Source organism: Variovorax brevis (assembly GCF_030317105.1).
GTDB lineage: Bacteria > Pseudomonadota > Gammaproteobacteria > Burkholderiales > Burkholderiaceae_C > Variovorax > Variovorax brevis.
In genome coordinates, this window is the sequence record NZ_JASZYG010000011.1 from 61,571 (window position 1) to 81,744 (window position 20,174).

General features: G+C 63.6%; 18 protein-coding genes and 2 pseudogenes. 18 read left to right on the plus strand and 2 right to left on the minus strand.

The window, feature by feature from the left end:
* Nucleotides 1-42: 42 nt before the first annotated feature.
* Nucleotides 43-303, minus strand: a pseudogene (locus tag QTI66_RS28160) (transposase); the annotation flags it as partial.
* Nucleotides 304-416: 113 nt separating this feature from the next.
* Entirely contained in the window at nucleotides 417-1,349 is a 933-nt protein-coding gene (locus QTI66_RS28165; RefSeq protein WP_286563502.1) for a LysR family transcriptional regulator, read from the minus strand.
* A 130-nt stretch (nucleotides 1,350-1,479) separates the two neighbouring features.
* On the opposite strand from QTI66_RS28165, the gene QTI66_RS28170 reads away from it, so the two are divergent.
* The 18 genes and pseudogenes from QTI66_RS28170 (at nucleotide 1,480) to citF (ending at nucleotide 20,141) form a co-directional block, all read left to right on the plus strand.
* Entirely contained in the window at nucleotides 1,480-2,016 is a 537-nt protein-coding gene (locus tag QTI66_RS28170) for a thiamine pyrophosphate-binding protein (protein ID WP_286563503.1), read from the plus strand.
* Nucleotides 2,016-2,609 (plus strand): thiamine pyrophosphate-dependent enzyme, encoded by a 594-nt coding sequence (locus tag QTI66_RS28175; protein ID WP_286563505.1) that lies wholly within the window; start codon nucleotides 2,016-2,018, stop codon nucleotides 2,607-2,609. Before QTI66_RS28170 ends, QTI66_RS28175 begins: the two co-directional genes overlap by 1 nt.
* Nucleotides 2,610-2,613: 4 nt before the next feature.
* A complete protein-coding gene (locus QTI66_RS28180) occupies nucleotides 2,614-4,092 on the plus strand; it encodes an aldehyde dehydrogenase (protein WP_286563506.1) in 1,479 nt (492 codons plus the stop codon).
* A gap of 30 nt (nucleotides 4,093-4,122) precedes the next feature.
* Nucleotides 4,123-5,112, plus strand: a complete 990-nt coding sequence (locus QTI66_RS28185; RefSeq protein WP_286563507.1) for a Bug family tripartite tricarboxylate transporter substrate binding protein — start codon at nucleotides 4,123-4,125, stop codon at nucleotides 5,110-5,112.
* A 36-nt stretch (nucleotides 5,113-5,148) separates the two neighbouring features.
* Nucleotides 5,149-6,003, plus strand: coding sequence for an HTD2 family dehydratase (locus QTI66_RS28190; RefSeq protein ID WP_286563509.1), 855 nt, complete (start codon nucleotides 5,149-5,151; stop codon nucleotides 6,001-6,003).
* A 49-nt stretch (nucleotides 6,004-6,052) separates the two neighbouring features.
* Nucleotides 6,053-7,213, plus strand: coding sequence for an acyl-CoA dehydrogenase family protein (locus QTI66_RS28195; protein WP_286563510.1), 1,161 nt, complete (start codon nucleotides 6,053-6,055; stop codon nucleotides 7,211-7,213).
* A 13-nt stretch (nucleotides 7,214-7,226) separates the two neighbouring features.
* On the plus strand, nucleotides 7,227-8,417 hold the full coding sequence (locus QTI66_RS28200; RefSeq protein WP_286563511.1) for a CaiB/BaiF CoA transferase family protein: 1,191 nt from the start codon (nucleotides 7,227-7,229) through the stop codon (nucleotides 8,415-8,417).
* A gap of 83 nt (nucleotides 8,418-8,500) precedes the next feature.
* Nucleotides 8,501-9,826, plus strand: coding sequence for an MFS family transporter (locus QTI66_RS28205; RefSeq protein ID WP_444815065.1), 1,326 nt, complete (start codon nucleotides 8,501-8,503; stop codon nucleotides 9,824-9,826).
* Between the two features lie 23 nt (nucleotides 9,827-9,849).
* Entirely contained in the window at nucleotides 9,850-10,860 is a 1,011-nt protein-coding gene (locus tag QTI66_RS28210) for a tripartite tricarboxylate transporter substrate-binding protein (RefSeq protein WP_286563512.1), read from the plus strand.
* Nucleotides 10,861-10,903: 43 nt separating this feature from the next.
* Nucleotides 10,904-11,527 carry an alpha/beta hydrolase gene (locus QTI66_RS28215; RefSeq protein ID WP_286563620.1) on the plus strand — a complete coding sequence of 208 codons (624 nt, stop codon included), beginning with the start codon at nucleotides 10,904-10,906 and terminating at the stop codon, nucleotides 11,525-11,527.
* 9 nt (nucleotides 11,528-11,536) lie between these two features.
* Complete coding sequence (locus QTI66_RS28220) at nucleotides 11,537-12,394, plus strand: HpcH/HpaI aldolase/citrate lyase family protein (protein ID WP_286563513.1); 858 nt, start codon at nucleotides 11,537-11,539, stop codon at nucleotides 12,392-12,394.
* A gap of 163 nt (nucleotides 12,395-12,557) precedes the next feature.
* Nucleotides 12,558-12,992, plus strand: coding sequence for a MaoC family dehydratase (locus QTI66_RS28225; RefSeq protein ID WP_286563514.1), 435 nt, complete (start codon nucleotides 12,558-12,560; stop codon nucleotides 12,990-12,992).
* A 23-nt stretch (nucleotides 12,993-13,015) separates the two neighbouring features.
* Complete coding sequence (locus tag QTI66_RS28230) at nucleotides 13,016-14,176, plus strand: acyl-CoA dehydrogenase family protein (protein ID WP_286563515.1); 1,161 nt, start codon at nucleotides 13,016-13,018, stop codon at nucleotides 14,174-14,176.
* Between the two features lie 43 nt (nucleotides 14,177-14,219).
* Entirely contained in the window at nucleotides 14,220-15,734 is a 1,515-nt protein-coding gene (locus tag QTI66_RS28235; protein WP_286563516.1) for a class I adenylate-forming enzyme family protein, read from the plus strand.
* A 29-nt stretch (nucleotides 15,735-15,763) separates the two neighbouring features.
* Nucleotides 15,764-16,654: an amidohydrolase family protein gene (locus tag QTI66_RS28240; protein ID WP_286563517.1), complete on the plus strand. Its 891-nt coding sequence runs from the start codon at nucleotides 15,764-15,766 to the stop codon at nucleotides 16,652-16,654.
* Nucleotides 16,651-17,445: a crotonase/enoyl-CoA hydratase family protein gene (locus tag QTI66_RS28245; protein ID WP_286563518.1), complete on the plus strand. Its 795-nt coding sequence runs from the start codon at nucleotides 16,651-16,653 to the stop codon at nucleotides 17,443-17,445. Before QTI66_RS28240 ends, QTI66_RS28245 begins: the two co-directional genes overlap by 4 nt.
* Nucleotides 17,446-17,458: 13 nt before the next feature.
* Complete coding sequence (locus tag QTI66_RS28250) at nucleotides 17,459-18,541, plus strand: hydroxyacid dehydrogenase (RefSeq protein WP_286563519.1); 1,083 nt, start codon at nucleotides 17,459-17,461, stop codon at nucleotides 18,539-18,541.
* Nucleotides 18,542-18,611: 70 nt separating this feature from the next.
* Nucleotides 18,612-20,141: pseudogene (gene citF / locus QTI66_RS28255) on the plus strand (citrate lyase subunit alpha).
* Nucleotides 20,142-20,174: the final 33 nt, after the last annotated feature.

Genomic DNA, 20,174 nt, shown 5'->3' on the forward strand with positions numbered 1-20,174 from the left:
GCGCCAGTTCTGTTTCTTGAGAGACTTCCATAAATCATGACATCACCACAACGTAGCCTGCATCCAGCAGGCGGCGATGATGGAGGGGCGCTTCTGGGCACTCTTGAGCTTGTCGCGCGCAGTGCCGTGAAGCTCGGCGAGGTCGTTGGGGCAATAGTTGGCCAAGGCATGGCGCTTGGGCCAGGCCCACAGGTATTCCAACGGATTGAGGTAGGGCGTGTACGGCGGCAGGAACGCGATCAGGATGTGTCCGCCCAGGCTGTCCAGGTAGTCGCGCACCAAGCGACTGCGGTGCGCCTTCAGGCTCGGGCATGTTGTCTTCATTCGCCAGCCCGGACGGCTTGGCAATCCGAAGCGGTGCTCGCATGGCAAAGCATGCTTTGTCGGTCGTCAACCTTCGAGGCTCGGCGTCAATTTCACGCTCCCAGCCAGCGCGCCTCGAACCATTCGCCACGCCGGGTGATGTCCTCCACGCAGCCTACAAGCAACTCCGCGACTCGTCGCACATGCTGGCCGACCACGCGGTTGGCCGGAAGCGCCAGGACGATCGTGCGCGTGATCCGCGGGTCGCTCAAAGGCGCGGCCGAACCGGTCTTGCGAGCCATGTCTTCGGCAACGGAAATTGCAGGAAGGATCGTCAGCCCGTGCCCGCCGATCGCCAGGCTGCGCTGCACGTTCATCGCATTGGTCTCGGCGGCAATCGTCAGCTCGACGCGCGAGACGGCGCAGGCGTGATCGACCAGCGTGCGGATGCCGTGTGACGCGCTTGGCAGGATCATGGGCTTGCCGGCCAGGCTCGCGAGCGTCACGGGCTGGTTCTTTCGCAACTTGGCCGATGTCGGTCCCAGCACCCAGAGCGCCTCTTCGATCAGAGGGGTCACTTGAATATTGGCGGACCGCTCCGCTCCGTAGAGCAGCGCAACGTCCACTTCACCCGATTCCAGCCACTGCGCCAAGGTGCCGGCGTAGCCCGTCACGATCCTGATCCGGATTCCGGGGTGGGCCTCGGCCACCGCTTTCACAAGCGGACTTGACAACAGGTCGCAGGTGCTGGGAAGCAGCCCCAATGTCACGAGGCCGCTGATGCCATTCGAGGACCCGCCGATCTCGGCCCTCGCGCGGTCCAGCTCGAGCATCGCGCGCCTCGCGTAGCCGACCAAAGCCCGACCTGCATCGGTGAGCACCATGCCATGGCGCTCCCGGTCAAACAGTTCTGTGCCGACGTCTTCCTCCAGCAAACGTAGTTGCCTCGAAACCGCAGGTTGGACGAGGTGGAGCAACTCCGCGGCACGGGTGACGTTGCCCGTGTCGCAGACGGTGAGGAAAGCGCGCAATTGCTTGAAGTCCATGGTTGTTCCCGTGCGATGCCAATCGTTGATGGTGGCATCACGTCTTTCTATTGGATGTGATGTGGCATCAGATTCTATGATTTCTCCACGCCAATTTCACTACCCAACCGTCAGCAACAACGGAGAAACGATGAGCGAAACATCCACCACAGCGCCCGCCTGGCAGCAAGACATCTTCAAGGTTCTCAAGGAAGGGGACGTGCGCCAGATCGCCTACGTGCCGGACGCGGGACATTCACACGTGATCCGTTCCGCCATCGCGGACCCGGACGTCCAGGACATCGTCCTGACGACGGAAGAGGAGGGCGTCGCGGTGGTCAGCGGCGCCTGGCTCGGCGGCCAGCGCGCCGTGCTGCTGATGCAGAGCAGCGGCGTCGGCAACTGCGTCAACATGTTCTCGCTTCTGTCGAGCGCCAACTTCCCGTTCTTCACCTTGGTGACGATGCGCGGCGAGTACGCGGACTTCAACCCGTGGCAAGGGCCCATGGGTCGCGCAACGCAGGGTGCGCTCGAACTCATGGGCATCACGGTCCTTCGCGCGTCGGATCCGGCGCAAGTCGAGGAGATCGTCAGAGCCGGCTTCGACGCCGCCTTCGAGGCCGGCGACCGCGTTGCCGTGCTGCTGGGGCAAAACCTGATCGGACGCAAGAAGTGGGAGCGCAAGTGATGGCCAAAAACACCGCCAAGACGGCCAACCGCCGCCAATTCGTTTCCGCGTTGCTGGAAGCTCTTCCGGATGCCCTCGTTGTGACCGGACTTGGCTCCGCGTCTTACGACGTCTTCGCTGCCGGGGATCGCGACAACAACTACTACCTCTGGGGCGCGATGGGCGGTTCGACCTCGCTCGCTCTCGGCCTCGCCCTGGCGCAGCCGGACAAGTCCGTGCTGGTGGTCACCGGCGATGGCGAACAACTCATGGGTATCGGCAGCCTAGCGACGATTGCTGCAAAGCAGCCGCGCAACCTGACGATCGTCGTGCTCGACAACGGGCATTTCGGCGAAACGGGGATGCAGCGCAGCCATACAAGCCTCGGGACCGACCTAGTGGCCGTGGCCAAGGGTTTCGGGATTGCTGATGCCTACTCGGTCGACAGCGACGAGCACTGCGGCGAGATCGCCAGCCGGGCGGCCGCGCGGCAAGGGCCTACCTTCGTGCAGGTGCGTATCGACGCGGACGAGCCGCCCCGTGCCCTGCCGCCGCGCGACGGGGTCTACGTCAAGAACCGGTTCCGCGCTGCGCTGGGCCTGAAGCCGTTCTGATTCCATGAAGCGCTATCAACTTCGCATCGATGGCCAGTCGGTCGATCCGGCGGGCGAACTCTGGTTCGAAAGCCAGAACCCGTACACCGGCGAGGCCTGGGCACAAATTCCGTGCTCCGATTCGCGCGATGTGGACCGGGCCGTGCAGGCCGCCAATCGTGCACTGACTGAAGGCCCATGGGCCGGGATGTCGGCCAGCCAGCGCGGCATGCTTCTGCACCGCCTGGGCGACCTCATCGCCCGCGATGCCGCCAAGCTGGCGGCGATCGAAGTCCGCGACAACGGCAAGCTGCTGGCCGAGATGCTTGGCCAGCTCAACTACATCCCGCAGTGGTACTACTACTTCGGTGGATTGGCCGACAAGATTCAGGGCACGACCTTGCCGCTGGATAAGAAGGGGTACTTCGCCTTTACGCGCAATGAGCCTTTGGGGGTGGTGGCTGCCATCACGCCGTGGAACTCGCCGCTGATGCTGGCAAGCTGGAAGATCGCGCCGGCGCTCGCAGCCGGATGCACTGTCGTTGTCAAGCCCTCGGAATTCACCTCCGCTTCCACGCTGGAGTTTGCCGAGCTGTTCGACGAGGCCGGATTTCCGCCAGGTGTGTTCAATGTCGTCACCGGCTTTGGCGGTGCAGTGGGCACGCCGCTGGTCGAGCATCCGCTGGTGCGCAAGATCAGCTTCACAGGCTCCGACACCACCGGGCGCGTCATCAACGAGAAAGCCGCCCGCAACTTCAAGCACACGGCCATGGAGCTGGGCGGCAAGTCGCCCAACATCGTGTTTGCCGATGCAGACATCGACCAGGCCGTGTTAGGCGCCATCTCGGGCATCTTCGCGGCGACGGGGCAGACCTGCATCGCCGGTTCGCGGCTGCTGGTGCAAGACAGCATCTACGACGCCGTCGTCGAGAAGCTGCTTGCCGTGGCCAAGACGGCGCGCATGGGCGACCCGATGGATGCAGCCACGCAGGTCGGCCCCGTTACGACGCCACCGCAGTTCAAGAAAGTGCTCGAGTACATCGCAGTAGCGCGCGAAGAAGGCGCGACGCTGCTGCTCGGCGGCGAGCGTGGCAATGCGCCCGAGTGCGGCAAGGGCTGGTTCGTGCAGCCCACCATCTTCGGCGACGTGCGCAACGACATGCGCATCGCGCAGGAAGAGGTCTTTGGCCCGGTGCTGTCGATCATCCGCTTCAAGGACGAAGACGCGGCGGTCGCGATTGCGAACGACGTGCGCTTCGGTTTGGCTGCCGCGGTATGGACCAGCGACATCAGCCGCGCACTGCGCATGACCGAGCGTCTGCAAGCGGGCACCGTATGGGTCAACACCTATCGCGCGGTGAGCTACATGGCGCCCTTCGGTGGCTACAAGGACTCGGGCCTCGGCCGCGAGAACGGCATCGAAGCGATACGCGAATACCTGCAGGTCAAAAGCGTGTGGATCAACAGCGGCGCCGTTGCCGGCAATCCGTTCGTCATGCGCTGACCCGGTCGAACAACCAACGGAGACAAGAGCATGAATATCCCGAACCTATCCCGGCGTGACTTGATCAAATTGGGTGCGGCCTCCACGCTGGGCGCGCCCTGGGCATCCGCATACGCACAGGCGTCCAAGGGGCCCATAAATCTGGTCTGTCCATTCGCGGCTGGGGGCGCCACGGATGTCGTGTCCCGGCTGGTCGCACAGAAACTGTCGGAGCGGATCGGCCGCAGCGTCATCGTGGAGAACGTCGCCGGAGGTGGCGGCGCCATCGGCGCGGCGAAGGTGGCGAAGGCGACTGCCGACGGCAGCGTGCTGTTGATGGGCACGGTCGCGACGCAGGCGATCAATCCGCTTTCGACACCGCCGGCGCCTTACGACGCCCAGCGCGACTTCACACCCATCTCGCTCGTGGCGACCGTGCCCAACGTGTTGCTGGTCAGCAAGTCCTTCAAGGCAAGGGACGTGCGCGAACTCATCGCCATGCTGAAGGCGGAGCCCGGCAAATACAGCTACGGTTCGTCTGGGGTCGGTACGCCGCCACACCTGTCGGGCGAGCTGTTCAAGTCCATGGCCGGCGTGGACATCGGCCACGTTCCCTACAAGGGAGGTGGGCCGGCCATGACCGATCTGGTCGGCGGCCACATTCCCATCCTGTTCGACGTCCTGACCGGCGCGGCATCGCACATACGCGCTGGATCGGTGCGTGCGTTGGCGGTGACGACCAGCAAGCGCTCGCCGTCATTTCCGGACATTCCGACGATCGCCGAGGCGGGTGTGCCCGGATACGAAACCTACACATGGAACGCCGTCTTCGGTCCCGCGAAGTTGCCGGCCCCATTCGTCGAATTGATCAGCCGTGAACTGCAGGCGGTGGTTGCGCAGCAGGACGTGCAGGCCAAGCTGAAAGACCTGAGTGCAACGCCAGTTGGATCGACGCCCGAAGTGCTGGCCTCGCTGGTCAAGTCCGAGCTCGACAAGTGGGGGATGGTCATCAAGTCCATCGGTGGTCTGAAGAGGGATTGATCCCTGCGCCTCATCCAGAACAGAAGGAGACATTGAATGGCCATCGACATCGAACATCTGAAGACCTGGATTGGCAAGACAGAGTCATGCACCGACTTCGCCTCAGGAACGCCGATCCAGGCGTTGGCCGCCACACTCGACCGCGACGATCCTGCGCCGCAGCCCGGAGATCCGGTTCCGCCGTGCTGGCACTGGCTGTACTTCCTGCCCTTGCATCGGCTGTCAGAGATCGGCCCTGACGGGCATCCGAAGCGCGGCGGATTTCTTCCTCCGGTACCACTGCCGCGCCGCATGTGGGCCGGCAGCCGTATCGAGTTCCTGCGCCCCTTGACGGTCGGCAGCGCAATCCGGCGTGAATCACGCATCGTGGACGTCAGCGGCAAGGACGGCCGCAGCGGCGCGCTGATCTTCGTTCGCGTGCGCCACGAGGTCTCCGACGATGGCGGCGTGGCACTCATCGACGAGCACGACATCGTCTACCGCGACAACCCGAAGCCGGGCGATCCCGTGCCTCCTGTGCAGTCTGCGCCGGCCGAATATGAATGGGTGCGAACGATCCAGCCTGACGACGTACTGTTGTTCCGCTACTCGGCGCTGACGTTCAATGGGCACCGCATCCACTACGACCGTCGCTATGTCACCGAGGTCGAAGGCTATTCGGGCCTCGTTGTGCACGGTCCGCTTCTCGCGACCCTGTTGCTCGACCTGCTGCGGCGGGAGCTTCCCGACGCAAAGGTCTCGCGTTTTGCCTTCCGCGCGATGAAGCCCACCTTCGATACGGCGCCGTTCCAGGTTTGCGGTCGCCGCAGCGACGACGGCCGCACGGTCCAACTCTGGGCGCAGCACCCGGATGGGGCGCTGGCGATGGACGCCACCGCGACCCTGGCCTGAAGCTCGCCACCAAAACCAAACCATCAGAACCTCACCAAGAGACTTTTCCATGATGAACGAATCCGACCAGCATCAAGAGATCCGCGATGCCGTCCGCCACCTGTGCACCCAGTTCCCCGACGAGTACTTTCGCAAGGTCGACGAGGAGCGCGCTTACCCCGAGAAGTTCGTCGATGCGTTGATGGAGGCCGGCTGGCTCGCCGCCATGATCCCCGAAGAGTACGGAGGCACCGGCCTCGGGCTGACGGCGGCGACCGTGATCATGGAGGAGATCAACCGCTCGGGCGGCAATTCCGGAGCCGTGCACGGGCAGATGTACAACATGGGCACCTTGCTGCGCAGCGGCAGCACGGCGCAGAAGGAAAAATACCTGCCCGGTATCGCTGCCGGCAAGCTGCGCATCCAGTCCATGGCCGTCACCGAGCCGACCACCGGCACCGACACCACGAAGATCAAGACAACGGCGGTGAAGAAGGATGGCCGATACGTCGTCAATGGCCAGAAGGTCTGGATCTCGCGCGTGCAGCACTCGGACCTGATGATCCTGCTGGCGCGCACCACCCCGCTGGCGGAGGTCAAGAAGAAGTCCGAAGGCATGTCGATCTTCATCGTCGACCTGCGCGAGGCCATCGGCAACGGCCTTTCAGTGCGGCCGATTCCGAACCTGGTCAACCACGAGACCAACGAGCTCTTCTTCGACAACCTTGAGATCCCCGAGGAAAACCTCATTGGCCAGGAGGGAAGGGGATTCAAGTACATCCTCGACGGTCTGAACGCAGAGCGCACGCTGATTGCCGCCGAGTGCATCGGCGATGGCTACTGGTTCATCGACCGGGCCACCAAATATGCGAACGAACGCGTGGTCTTCGACAGGCCGATCGGCAAGAACCAGGGCGTGCAGTTTCCCATTGCCGACGCCTTCATCGAGATCGAAGCGGCCAACCTGATGCGCTTCAAGGCGGCCGAGCTGTTCGACGCGAATCAACCCTGTGGCGCCCAAGCCAACATGGCCAAGTTTCTCGCTGCAAAGGCGTCATGGGAGGCGGCCAACGTTTGCATGCAGACGCACGGGGGATTCGGCTTTGCCAATGAGTACGACATCGAGCGCAAGTTCCGCGAGACACGCCTGTACCAGGTGGCGCCGATCTCGACCAACCTGATCTACGCGTACATCGCCGAGCATGTGCTCGGGCTGCCGAAGTCCTACTGAAGCGGAGCACCACATGCGACCTCTCGATGGAATCACTGTCGTCACGCTCGAGCACGCCATTGCGGCGCCCTTCTGCACGCGGCAACTGGCCGACCTCGGCGCGCGCGTCATCAAGGTCGAGCGCCCCGGCAGCGGCGACTTTGCACGTGCCTACGACGAACGCGTGCGCGGCATGGCATCGCACTTCGTCTGGACCAATCGCTCGAAGGAAAGTCTCACGCTCGACGTCAAGCATGCGCAGGCCAGGGATGTTCTTGCGAAGCTGATCGAAGGCGCCGATGTGCTGGTGCAAAACCTGGCGCCGGGTGCCGCGGCCCGGCTGGGCTTGTCATACGAATCACTGCGCGACAAGCATCCGGGGCTCATCGTCTGCGACATCTCGGGGTACGGCGATGACCCGCTGAACAAGGGACCGTATCGCGACAAGAAGGCCTATGACCTGCTGATCCAGAGCGAGTCGGGATTCCTGTCGATCACCGGGTCTGCAGATGAGCCCGCCAAGGCAGGATGCTCAATAGCCGATATTGCTGCGGGCATGTATGCCTACACCAACATCCTGTCGGCCCTCATCCAGCGCGGGCGCACCGGAAAGGGCTGCCGCATCGACGTCTCGATGCTGGAAAGCATGGTCGAGTGGATGGGCTACCCGATGTACTACGCCTTCGATGGCGCGATGCCTCCGCCACGTGCAGGTGCCGCGCACGCGACCATCTATCCGTACGGCCCGTTTCCTGCGGGAGACGGCAAGACCGTGATGCTCGGACTTCAGAACGAGCGCGAATGGGAAGCCTTCTGCCGCGTCGTGCTGCAACGCCCCGAACTGGCGACGGACGATCGCTTCGCATCGAACACAAAACGCACGGCAGCAAGGCAGGCATTGCGCGCGATCATCGTCGAGACCTTCGAAGGCCTGAACTCGGAGCAAGTCATTGCGCGGCTTGAAGAGGCGCAGATTGCCAACGCGGCCATGAACGACATGAAAGACGTATGGGTGCATCCGCAGCTGAAAGCCAGAGAGCGCTGGGTGCAAGTCGAGACACCCACCGGACCGGTCCCTGCCTTGCTGCCTCCCGGCCAGAACCAGGCTTTCGCACCCCGTATGGACTCCGTGCCCGCGCTGGGCCAACACACCGAATCGATCCTCGCGGAACTAGGCTTCAGCCGTGCCGCGATCGAAACGATGCAAATCGAAAAGGCCGTGTAGTGGCCATTTAGTCCCGAGTGACGAGCACCCGCAGAGGCTCGCCGTCATCCACCCCCGCATTTTGAGAATGAAGGAGACATACCGTGTCTGAAGTCTTGTCCGCGCGCGCGCCCCACCAGGTGGCCGGCTTTTCCCCATCGCCCGTTCCGAAGCTGTCGGCCATCAAGTCGATCCTGATTGCCTCCTCCGGCAACATCGTCGAATGGTTTGATTTTTTCGCCTACGCATTCACGGCGATCTATTTCGCCCCGGCGTTCTTTCCATCCAGCAATCCGACAACGCAATTGCTCAACACGGCTGGCATCTTCGCGGCGGGCTTCTTCATGCGGCCACTCGGAGGGTGGGTCTTCGGCCGGATCGCGGACCGGCAGGGCCGCAAGACCTCTATGGTTCTGTCCGTCATCCTGATGTGCGTCGGCTCGCTGATCATTGCGTGCCTGCCGACTTACTCGTCCATCGGCCTGTGGGCCGCGGCGCTTCTCCTTGTGGCAAGACTCCTGCAAGGTCTCTCCGTCGGCGGCGAATACGGGACCAGCGCGACATACATGAGCGAGATCGCGACCGAAGGACGTCGCGGTTTCTATGGTTCGTTTCACTACGCAACCATCATCGCGGGGCAACTCCTTGCGGTGATGGTCATCGCCGTTCTGCAGCAGGTGCTGTCGCTGGACGACTTGAAGGCTTGGGGCTGGCGGATTCCGTTCTTCATCGGGGCTGCGGGTGCACTGGTGGCCCTCGTGGTTCGGCGGTCGATGGTGGAGACGAGGGAAGGCCATGGCAAGGATCCCGAAAGCGGAACGATCCGGGGCGTTCTTGCTCATCCGCGCGCGTTGCTCATCGTGCTGGGCTTTACCGCGGGCGGATCGCTGATCTTCTACACCTTCACGTCGTACATGCAGAAGTACCTCGTGAACTCGGCTCACATGGACGCGAAAGTGGCCAGCCACGTGATGACCGGCGTGCTCTTCATCTTCATGTGCATCCAGCCGCTTTTCGGTGCGTTGTCGGATCGTATCGGCCGCCGCAACTCAATGCTCATCTACGGTTTGTTCTTCACCTTTGCGACCGTTCCGTTGATGACTTCGATAGGTGCCGCGAAAGACGCCGGTACGGCCTTCGCCCTTGCCTTGGTGGCTCTGGTGGGCATGAGCTTCTACACGTCGATCAGCGGCCTGGTCAAAGCCCAGATGTTCCCGGCGCAGATCCGCGCGCTGGCGGTCGGGCTGCCCTATGCCATTGCCAACGCGATGTTCGGTGGCACTGCCGAATTCGTGGCGCTGTCGTTCAAGGCGAATGGAACGGAGAGCCACTTCTTCTGGTACGTCACGGTGATGGGCGCGGTTGTACTGATCTCCGCGCTGTTCATGCCGGACGAGCGAAAGAGCGACTACCTGCGGAGCAAATCATGAATCCCATGCCAGGAGCAGTTCCCATGAAAATCCCCTTCCTGCGTCGCGCCACTTATTGCGACCGGGTTCTCGGTGCCTGCGCCGTGACGATCATCGCGGCGTTCGGTTCGCCCGCCGTCCTGGCACAGCCCTATCCAAGCAAGCCCATCACACTCGTTGTGCCTTTTTCTGCGGGTGGCCCGACGGATTTGGTGGCGCGAACGCTCGGTGCAGCCATGGGCCGCACACTCAACCAGACGGTGCTGATCGAAAACAAGACGGGCGCCGGCGGAACGATTGCCGCGAACTACACCGCGAAAGCCAAGCCGGATGGCTACACCTTCCTGATCCACCACAACGGCATGGCGACCGCGCCCGCGCTGTACCGGAAGCTGTCGTACAACCCGCTCAGTGACTTCGACTATGTGAGTCAGGTCATCGACGTGCCGATGACGCTCATCGGCCGCAAGGACCTGCCCGCCAGGGACTTCAACGAGTTGCGCGCGTATCTCAAAGCCAACGGCGACAAGGTCACTCTTGCGCATGCAGGGCTGGGCGCGGTGTCGCACTTGTGCTGCGTCCTGTTTCGCCAGGCGACAGGCGCCAGCCTGACCACCGTTCCATACCAGGGCACGGGTCCGGCGATGAATGCATTGCTCGGCGGTCAGGTGGATCTGTTGTGCGATCAGACGACATCGACCACCCAGTACATCAAATCGGGGTCGGTGAAGCTTTACGGCGTCACCACGGCTGCTCGGCTCAAATCGCTGCCTGAAGCGCCGACGCTGTCCGAGCAAGGGCTCAAGGGATTCGAAATCGTCGTGTGGCACGGCATCTATGCGCCCAAAGGCACGCCAAAGGAAGCCATCGACAAGTTCGGCGCCGCGCTCGGAACCGCATTGATCGACCCTGAGGTCGCCAAGCGCCTGAACGACCTGGGTGCCGTCGTCGTACCTCAAGCGAAGCAGTCGCCGGCGGGCCTCCAGACGTGGCTGGCCCAGGAAACCGCACGCTACAGCCCCGTCATAAAGGCGGCAGGGCAGTTCGCTGATTGACCGCAGACTGATCGCCGTGAAAGCCCACCTCAAGACCGGCACCATGCTGCTCGACGGACCTGCCGGAACGATGGAAGTGATTGTTGACGCGCCCGACCATCATCCGCGCGGCATTGCAGTGGTGGCACACCCGCAGCCGCTCCTTGGTGGAAGCGCCACCCACAAGATTCCTCATCTCCTCGCACGGGCAATAAGGGACGAAGGCTGGCTTGTGGCGCGCCCGAACTTTCGCGGGGTTGGCGCCAGCCAGGGCACGCATGACGGCGGTATCGGCGAGACGGACGACGTCATGGCGCTGGTCGCGTGGCTGCGCTCCGCTCATCCTGAATTGCCGCTTGCACTGATCGGGTTCTCGTTCGGCGCCTTCGTGCAGTCACGGGTGGCGCGCAGGCTGGCAGATTGCGGTGAAGCTGCGCGCCACGTTATTCTGGCCGGCCTGCCAGCTGGCGAGGTCGAAGGCCAGCGACGCTACGAACCAGAGGGTGGGTTGTCCGGCGTGCTGATCATCCACGGCGAGAACGACACCCGCGTCGCTCTGAGCGCCTTGCTTGACTGGGCGCGGCCGCTGAGCCAGCCGATCATGGTGGTTCCGGGGGCCGACCATTTCTTCACAGGGCGACTGCCGGTCTTGCGTTCGCTCGTGTTGTCTCACATGACCTGCCCCTGAGGACCACATATGACCCGAGAGACACCCAACCGCTGCGCTCTTGCACGCAGCTTCTTGTTCGCGCCCGGCAACCGCCCCGCGTTGTTCAACAAGGCGATTCGCAGCGGCGCCGACGCTGTCATCCTCGATCTGGAGGACAGCGTGCCCGTCGCGGACAAGGCAATGGCGCGCGAGGCCGTGGAACGCGAATGGGAGCGACTGCTGAACCTAGGCGTTCCCTTGGTGGTGCGAATCAACCCGGCCGACACCGATGCGGGCATGCAGGACCTGTCCTGGTTGAAGCGACTGCCGTCACCGGCCGCCGTGATGCTGCCCAAGGTCGAATCGGTCAGGTCGCTGGCCGAGGTGCATGACCGCCTGAATGGCGTGTTGCTTCTGCCACTTATCGAGAGTGCGGCCGGCTACGCCGCCTTGCCTTCGTTGGCTGCCGTACCCGGCGTGGTCAGGCTGGTGGTCGGGAATATCGACTTCATGGCAGATGTTGGCCTGCAGTGCGACGAGTCGGAGAGCGAGTTGGCGCCTCTGCGCTTCGCCATTGCCATCGCCACGCGCCTGAACCACCTCGCGCCGGCAGTCGATGGCGTGACGGTCCAGATCGGAGACGAGCCGCGGCTGCGCAACGATACCCATCGCGCGCTTCGCTTCGGATTCGGCGGCAAGCTCTGCATCCATCCACGTCAGGTGGCCGTGATTCACCAGGCGCTTTTGCCCACGGAGCAAGAACTGGAGTGGGCCCGGCGTGTAGTCGCTGCCGACGCGCAGGCCGCTGGTGCGGCCGTCCAGCTGGATGGCCGGATGGTGGATCTTCCCGTCGTTCTGCAGGCTCGACGCACGCTCGCGCGCGCCACCGACACAGCAACTTTCTGACATGACCTGACGCGCCTCGCGTTCACAGCCTTCCTGGCCATGCCAAGGACTGATAGTGAAATCACAAATTGCTATTTTACGGACATAGCAATCATTTCTTATGATTCCTCATGACCAGTCAGCCAGACAAACAAACGAGACAAACCGCAATGGACCACACACCATGAATGAGCTGAACGGCTACGACTTCGAAGACCTGGAAGAGGGCATGTGTGCGAGCTTCGCAAAGACCATCACGGAGGCTGACATCGTGCTGTTTTCCGAGGTGTCAGGCGACAGCAACGCGGTCCACCTCGACGAGGAATTCGCGCAGACAACACCGTTCAAGGGGCGCATCGCTCACGGCATGCTGGCCGCGAGCGTGATCTCTGCCGCACTCGCCAGTCGATTGCCAGGCCCGGGCAGTGTCTACCTGGGACAGAGCCTGCGCTTTAAGGCGCCGGTGCGGCCGGGCGACACGGTGCACGCAACGGTGACCGTCAAGGAACTGATCGCCGGGAAGCGGCGCGTCTCGTTGAGCACGGTCTGCACCGTCGACGGCGAGACAGTGATCGAGGGAGACGCCCTCGTCATGCCGACATCCCGCACGTCGCGCTAGTAATCAAAACAGGAGATATGAATATGGCGCTTTGGAAAGAGTTCGAGGACGAGTCAGTCGTCCATTCGTTCCGGGAATTTGCCCGAACGCACGTCCAGCCGGTGGCGGCCGAGATCGACCGCGATGACCGCTATCCGGCCGATGTCGTGGAGCGCGCGGCCGAGCACGGGTTCAACGCGCTCATCGTGCCCGAGCAATACGGCGGCGGCGGTTGTTCGTTTCGCCGCGTTGTTTCGTTCTTCGAGGAGGTGGGGGCGGCCAGTGCTTCGGTGGGCATCTCGCTGAACTCGAACTTCCAGGCGCAGAACGTGATCCTGCGCGTGGGTGCTGAAAGCCTGCGCGAGCGCTATCTGCCCTTGTTCGCGCAAGGCCTGAAGGCGTCCTACGCGCTGACCGAACGCAACCACGGCAGCGACATCCGCACGCTCGACACGCGCGCCGTGCGCGACGCGGAGTGCTGGGAACTGAACGGACAGAAGTCCTTCATCACCTCCGGCACGGGCGCGGATCTGTTCATCATCCTGGCGCAAACAGACGAAGGCTTAGGCGTGTTCGCCGTACCGCGCGACACGCCGGGCGTCAGCACCTTTGCCAGCGACCGCAGCGAGACCTTCGGCCTTCGCAACGGGCCGCACGTGGAACTGCTGCTGCAGGGCGCGCGGATCCCCCATGACCATCTGATCGGCGAGGTGGGCCAGGGCCTGAAGGTGGTGGTGCGCAACCTGAACTATTCGCGCACGCTCAATGCCGCCATGTCGATTGGACTGGCTCGCATGGCGTTCGAGGAATCGCTGTCCTACGTGCGCCAGCGCAAGGCCTTCGACCAGTTCGTTTATGACTTTCAGGGCATCCAGTGGTATTTCGCCGAGTCGTTGGCCCAGATCGATGCCGCGCGCCTGCTGCTCTACGAGGCGGCAGACGCGATCGACGAACAGCGCGACGTGGAGCGCCACTCGAGCGAGGCCAAGCTGATGTGCTGCACAGTGGCCAACAACGTGACGGCCAAGGCGATACAGGTCTGCGGCGCCTACGGGACGATGGTCAATTCGCCCTTCAATCGCTACTGGCGCGATGCCAAGACCTTCGAGATCGGCGGTGGTTCGATGGAGGTGCTCAAGAACACTGTCGGGCGCTATCTGGGGCGCTTGAACCTCGATCAACTGGCGGACTCGCCGGTGGCCTGAAACGGCCTTTCCACCTTCCTCACTCACCTCACTGGCACCTCCCATGTTCAGCAATCAAAATCTTGCACAACTCATCACGAGCGCGGCCAAGCGCTCCCCGCATGCGCTCTATGGCACGGACCAGATGTCCAAGCCCTTGATCGATGCCCTTGAACTGGCGCGCAGCCTGACCCGGCAACTGGCCGCCGCCGGCCTGCGCCGGGGCTCCACCGTGGCATTCATCGGCGCCACCAGCGAGCACTACCTGATCCTGTGGATGGCCGCTCAACTCATGGGCGTGCGCACGGCGCTCATCAATCCGCACTATCCGCAGGAACTGCTGCGCGACATGCTGACGGACCTGAAGCCCGACGCAGCTGCGTATTTCGACGACAGCTTCGCCGCGCCTGCCAGCCCGGCTTGGGGGCAGCTCGACGCACGCCGCGCCTGGGACGGCCAAGTGACGCTGAGGCTCGCTGAAGGCGCCAGCGCATCGGGCACTTCCGATGCGGGCGACGCGGCCGATTGGGGCGCGAAGTGCGCCGGCGGCGACATCGCCAGCTACATGCACACCTCGGGCACGTCGGGGCGTCCCAAGTTCTGCGCACAGAGCCACACCTACTTCATCCGGCTTGGCCGCTTCATTGCCGACTCGATGGGCTACACGTGGCGCGACGTGGTCTATGCGCCCATGCCCATGTTCCACATCAACCCGTTGGGCTATGGCGTGGTGGCGGGCCTGACGGCAGGGGCCAGCACGCTGGGCACGAGCCGCTTCTCCGCGGCAGGCTTCTGGGACACCGTGAAGCGCATCCGCGCCACGGCGGTGGTGCTGCACGGCACGCCGCTGAAGATGCTGCTCAGGGACACCACCACGCAAGACAGCGACGGCCACCAACTGCGCGCCGTGTTCTTTGCATCGGAAGAGTTCCTGACGAAGTTCAATGTGCCGACGGGCATCACCCTGTATGGCTCGACGGAAGCGGGCGGCCTGTGCCACCTGTGGCAATTGCGCCCGGGCGATGCGGAGCCCGCGGAGGAAGGACCAACGCAGTACGCCGGGCGTGTTCGCTTCGACATGGACGCCAGGCTGTCCGACGAGGGCGAGATCCTTGTGCGGGAGCTTTCGAAAGACACCCTGTTCTCCGGCTACCTTCGTGACGGTGTGATCGACCCGTCGCTGGACGCGCAAGGCTGGTTCCACACCGGCGACCGGGGCCGCGTCGACCAATATGGCAACCTGGTCTTCATCGAGCGCCTGAGCGAGGCGATCCGTGTGAACGGCGAGTACGTGCCTATCGACTACGTGGAACGCAAGCTGGAGACCGAGGCGGGGCTCTCGGAATTCGCGCTCTGGAGCAAGCCGGATGCGGTGAGCGGCCAGCGCCCGGTGCTGTTCGTGACCGACCCCAACCTCGATGTGGCACGCACCACGGCGGTCATCAAGTCCCTGCCAGGAATCATGCGGCCCGTGGAGATTTTGCGGATCGAAGCCCTGCCGCGCGACACCGGCGTCAACAAGGTGCAGCGCCGCCGCTTGGTGGACCAGGCGGTGTTGTGGCGCCACGCGCTGGTGTGACCGAAGTTGCTCTCAACGGACGACGAATCATGAAGATCGAATCAAGCTGCCTCACCCCGCCGAAGACATTTCATCCAGCAACGCATGAGGTTCCGCGATACGCGTGCGACACGCATGCGCACGTCGTCGCGGCAGACGAGACGGCATATCCGCTGGTTCCGAACCGGAGCTACACGCCGGTGCCCACGCCCGAAGACGACTATCTCGCGATGCTCAACGCCACTGGCATGGATCGCGGCGTGCTGGTGCAGATCAGCGTCTACGGCACGGACAACCGCTACATGCTCGAAGTGCTGCGCCGCCATCCCGACAGGTTGCGGGGCATCGGCGTCGTCTCGCCCGACGTGCCGGAGCGCGAGCTGACCGCGATGCATGAGGCAGGCGTGCGCGGGCTGCGCCTGAACGTGCTGTATGGCGGCGGCGTGGGGCTGGACGCGGCGCAAGCCCTGGCCGCGAAGATCGCGGACATGGGCTGGCACTTGCAACTGTTGCTCGATGCCAGGCAACTGCCCGAGCTGATGCCACGCCTTCAGAAGCTCACGGTGCCGATCGTCGTCGACCACATGGGCCACATGCCGGTGGCGCTCGGTACGCAGCATCCGGGCTTTCAGGCGCTTCGGCATCTTCTGCGTGAGCACGGCTGGTGGACCAAGCTCTCCGGCGCGTATCGCATCAGCGAATTGCCGGCGCCGTACGACGATGTGACGCCCTGGGCGCAGGCGCTTGTCGAGGCGGCGCCCGACCGGGTCGTGTGGGGCAGCGATTGGCCGCACGTCGCGGTCGCTCCGATGCCCGATGCCGGCGAGCTGCGCAACCTGCTCGCCACCTGGGTGCCAGACGCAGCACAGCGGCACCGGATCCTCGTCGACAACCCGGCGCGGCTGTACGGCTTTACGAAGACCGAAGGGAGCGAATCGTGAACACATTCCTGAAGTACGAGCAGCGTGGGCACGTTGTGACGCTGACCATGTCGCAGCCCGAGCAGCGTAACCCGTTGACAGGCAACACGGCGGTCGGGGAATTCCTCGCAGCACTGGAACAAATCAGCGCCGACCGCAGTGTGCGCGCGGTGATCCTGACCGGCGAAGGGGCGGCCTTCAGCGCCGGCGGAGACATCCGCAAGATGAAGGAGCAATCCTTCGGTGAGGTAGACGGAATGCGTATCCGCGAGGACTACCGCCAGGGCATCCAGCGCCTGCCGTTGGCGCTGTTCAACCTGGAGGTTCCGGTGATCGCCGCCGTCAACGGCCCCGCCATTGGCGCGGGGCTCGATCTGGCCTGCATGTGCGACCTGCGCATCGCGTCGGAGAGGGCGCGTTTCGCAGAGAGCTTCGTGAAGATGGGCATCGTGCCAGGAGACGGCGGTGCGTGGCTGCTGCCGCGGGTGATTGGCTTGTCGCGCGCGGCGGAACTGTCGTTCACCGGCCGCGTGATCGATGCAGCCACCGCGCTGCAATGGAACCTCGTATCGCAAGTGGTGCCGCACGATGAATTGCTCGCCGCAGCCAACCTTCTTGCAGATGAGATCGCCGCCAATCCGCCTCAAGTCACACGCATGACCAAGAGGCTCATCCGCGAAGGCATGCACATGAGCCTGGCTTCGCTGCTGGAGCTGTCGGCCGCGCACCAGGCGCTGGCACATCAGACGGCGGACCACCGCGAAGCGGTGTCGGCCTTCCTGGAAAAACGCACGCCGCAATTCGGCGGCTGATGGACCACGCCTCATGACCACCGTACAACACGCAACTATTCGCCACGACGTGGCTACCCACCCATTCAATGTCGTGCGATTCGGTTTCTGGATGGATCCCGAATTCGACCGCATCCTGTCCGCCGAAGCTTCCATTGCGCTGCAGACCTGCGCAATGGACAGCCCGGATGCCGTGCTTGGTTCAGCGCTCGCCAGCGCGCAGGTCCTTCAGACCAACTCCGCCAGGGATGAGCTGCCGCCGCAACTGTTCGCCAACGCCGCGCTGCTGGAGCGATGCCCCCGGTTGCTGGCCGTGTCCGCCAACGGCTCGGGCTGCGACACCATCGACATCGACGCATGCACCCAAGCTGGCGTCATGGTGCTGAATCAGGCGGGCGGCAACGCCGATTCAGTGGCGGAAATGTCCCTGGGCCTGATGCTGGCGGTGCTGCGCCGCATCGCCGAATCGGATCGCCGGCTGCGCAGCGGCGAACGCGGCTTCAGCCGCGAGGATCTGATGGGCCGTGAACTGCGAGGCCGCACGCTGGGCTTGGTGGGCATGAGCGCCATCGGCAGCCGTACCGCCGCGTTGGGCCGCGCCTTCGGCATGCGCGTCCTGGGCAGCGACCCGGGGCTGGACGCGCAGGAGATGGCGCGGCGCGGGGCCGAGGCGGTGAGCTTCGACGAACTCCTGCGGCAGTCCGACATCGTGTCGCTGCACTGTCCGCGCAACGCGCACACGCTGGGCCTGATGAACGCGGCGCGTTTTGCCACCATGAAGCCGGGCGCCATCTTCATCACCACCGCACGCAGTGGCATTCACGACGAAGTCGCGCTGGCCCAAGCGCTGGCGAGTGGCCACCTGGCGGGAGCGGGGCTGGACGTGTGGGAGCAGGAGCCTCCGCCCCCGACGCACCCGCTGCTGGCCTTACCCAACGTAGTGGCCACGTACCACACCGCCGGAGTGACGCAGGAGGCGCGGCGCAACAACGCAGCGCTTGCCGCCACGCAGATCGTGCAACTGCTTACGACCGGCCAGCAGCCCGAGCGGCTAGTCAATCCCGCAGTGTGGTCACGCGCGCGCGAGCGCCTTGCGGCATCAGGAGCGCGGACTTGAAGATCGATTCGAACCCCGTTGTCTTGCAGGCTCGGCGGACTCTGACGATGATCGGAAAGGGGGCAAGGCGATGACTTCTCGTACCGTGCGCGCTATTCCATCTCAGATTGACGGCTATGGGAAAACCCGACCGTTTACCGGCGTCGGCCTGCCGCCTGAAGTCGTCACACGAGCATCGGCGAAAGTTTGTCCGGCGGTCCACGGTCGCGACAAGCAACTCAGGAATCTCGAAGCCGCCTTCGACGCGTGCCGCATCCGGGATGGCGACACCTTGAGCTTTCACCATCATCTGCGCAACGGCGACCAAGTTCTCAACCAAGTGTTGGCAGTCGCATCCGCGCGCGGTCTGCGTGACTTGCGCGTTGCAGCCAGTTCGCTGTTTCCGGTTCATGCGCCATTGGTTGACCACATCCGAAACGGCGTGGTGACGAGAATTTGCACGGCGTACATGTCAGGCCCCGTCGCAGATGCCGTGTCGCGCGGCCTGCTTCCCACCCCGGTGGTAATGCAAACCCACGGTGGTCGCGCGCGCGCGATTGAGGCAGGCGAACTCCGGATTGATGTCGCATTCGTCGGCGCGCCGGCCGCGGACCGGTGCGGAAACCTCAGCGGCGCCGAAGGACGCGCCGCTTGCGGGCCATTGGGCTATGCAATGGTTGATGCGTAATATGCGAATCGGGTCGTCGCTGTGACCGATCACATCGGGGACTATCCGCTTGTGCCAATTGACATTTCGCAAGAGCAAGTGGACTTCGTGGTGCTCGTAGACAGCATTGGAGACCCCGCTGGCATCTTGTCAGGAAGCACTCGGCCGACGACCGATCCTGTCAGTCTTCAAATCGCGGAGACCGTAGCGAAAGTGATTGCGGCGTCTGGCCTCCTAACCCTAACCGATGGGTTCTCGTTTCAGACCGGGGCCGGCGGGATTTCGCTTGCAGTGTCGCAATATGTCCAGGCATTGATGCGTGAGCGCAAGGTGCAAGGCAGCTTCGGTGCCGGTGGAGTGACAAGCTACCTCGTCGACATGTTGGAAGAAGGCCTGTTTCGCAGCCTGTTTGATGTCCAGTGTTTCGACCTCAGGGCTGTCGAGTCGTACAGGCGGGACCGACGTCACCAGGTAATGTCAGCGTCTATGTATGCCAATCCATACAACCGGGGCGCCATCGCCGACCAACTTGACGCGATGCTGCTTGGCGCCGCTGAGGTGGGTCTGGATTTCAATGTGAACGTCACGACTGGCAGCTCGGGACGCTTTTTGGGGGGATCGGGTGGTCATGCCGATACTGCTGCGGGAGCGAAGCTTGCGTTGGTGGCAACGCGCTTGATCTCGGGGGGCGGGCCGAAGATTGTTGAGCGAGTCCGCTGCGTCACCACGCCCGGCGAATCGATCGACGCAGTGGTGACGGAATGCGGAATTGCCGTCCATCCAGAGCGCGTAGAGCTACGCGAACGACTGTTGCAGCATGGGCTCAACGTTGTAGACATCAGCGTTTTGCAATCGAGCCCAATGCGCTGTCGCCAGGCGTTGGCCATCCAGTCACGTCAGGGCAACGAATTGTCGGCGTCATGGAGTATCGGGACGGACGCGTCATCGACGTGATTCGTGCTGTGAGTTGAGCAACTCGGGCGGTCA

What these genes read in the sequence shown, in the direction of transcription:
- QTI66_RS28175 (WP_286563505.1), top strand. Translation starts at nt 2,016, where the DNA reads ATGGCCAAAAACACCGCCAAGACGGCCAACCGCCGCCAATTCGTTTCC.
- QTI66_RS28210 (WP_286563512.1), top strand. Translation starts at nt 9,850, where the DNA reads ATGAAAATCCCCTTCCTGCGTCGCGCCACTTATTGCGACCGGGTTCTC.
- QTI66_RS28215 (WP_286563620.1), top strand. Translation starts at nt 10,904, where the DNA reads ATGCTGCTCGACGGACCTGCCGGAACGATGGAAGTGATTGTTGACGCG.
- QTI66_RS28180 (WP_286563506.1), top strand. Translation starts at nt 2,614, where the DNA reads ATGAAGCGCTATCAACTTCGCATCGATGGCCAGTCGGTCGATCCGGCG.
- QTI66_RS28230 (WP_286563515.1), top strand. Translation starts at nt 13,016, where the DNA reads ATGGCGCTTTGGAAAGAGTTCGAGGACGAGTCAGTCGTCCATTCGTTC.
- QTI66_RS28240 (WP_286563517.1), top strand. Translation starts at nt 15,764, where the DNA reads ATGAAGATCGAATCAAGCTGCCTCACCCCGCCGAAGACATTTCATCCA.
- QTI66_RS28225 (WP_286563514.1), top strand. Translation starts at nt 12,558, where the DNA reads ATGAATGAGCTGAACGGCTACGACTTCGAAGACCTGGAAGAGGGCATG.
- QTI66_RS28220 (WP_286563513.1), top strand. Translation starts at nt 11,537, where the DNA reads ATGACCCGAGAGACACCCAACCGCTGCGCTCTTGCACGCAGCTTCTTG.
- QTI66_RS28200 (WP_286563511.1), top strand. Translation starts at nt 7,227, where the DNA reads ATGCGACCTCTCGATGGAATCACTGTCGTCACGCTCGAGCACGCCATT.
- QTI66_RS28250 (WP_286563519.1), top strand. Translation starts at nt 17,459, where the DNA reads ATGACCACCGTACAACACGCAACTATTCGCCACGACGTGGCTACCCAC.
- QTI66_RS28190 (WP_286563509.1), top strand. Translation starts at nt 5,149, where the DNA reads ATGGCCATCGACATCGAACATCTGAAGACCTGGATTGGCAAGACAGAG.
- QTI66_RS28235 (WP_286563516.1), top strand. Translation starts at nt 14,220, where the DNA reads ATGTTCAGCAATCAAAATCTTGCACAACTCATCACGAGCGCGGCCAAG.
- QTI66_RS28185 (WP_286563507.1), top strand. Translation starts at nt 4,123, where the DNA reads ATGAATATCCCGAACCTATCCCGGCGTGACTTGATCAAATTGGGTGCG.
- QTI66_RS28170 (WP_286563503.1), top strand. Translation starts at nt 1,480, where the DNA reads ATGAGCGAAACATCCACCACAGCGCCCGCCTGGCAGCAAGACATCTTC.
- QTI66_RS28165 (WP_286563502.1), bottom strand. Translation starts at nt 1,349, where the DNA reads ATGGACTTCAAGCAATTGCGCGCTTTCCTCACCGTCTGCGACACGGGC.
- QTI66_RS28195 (WP_286563510.1), top strand. Translation starts at nt 6,053, where the DNA reads ATGATGAACGAATCCGACCAGCATCAAGAGATCCGCGATGCCGTCCGC.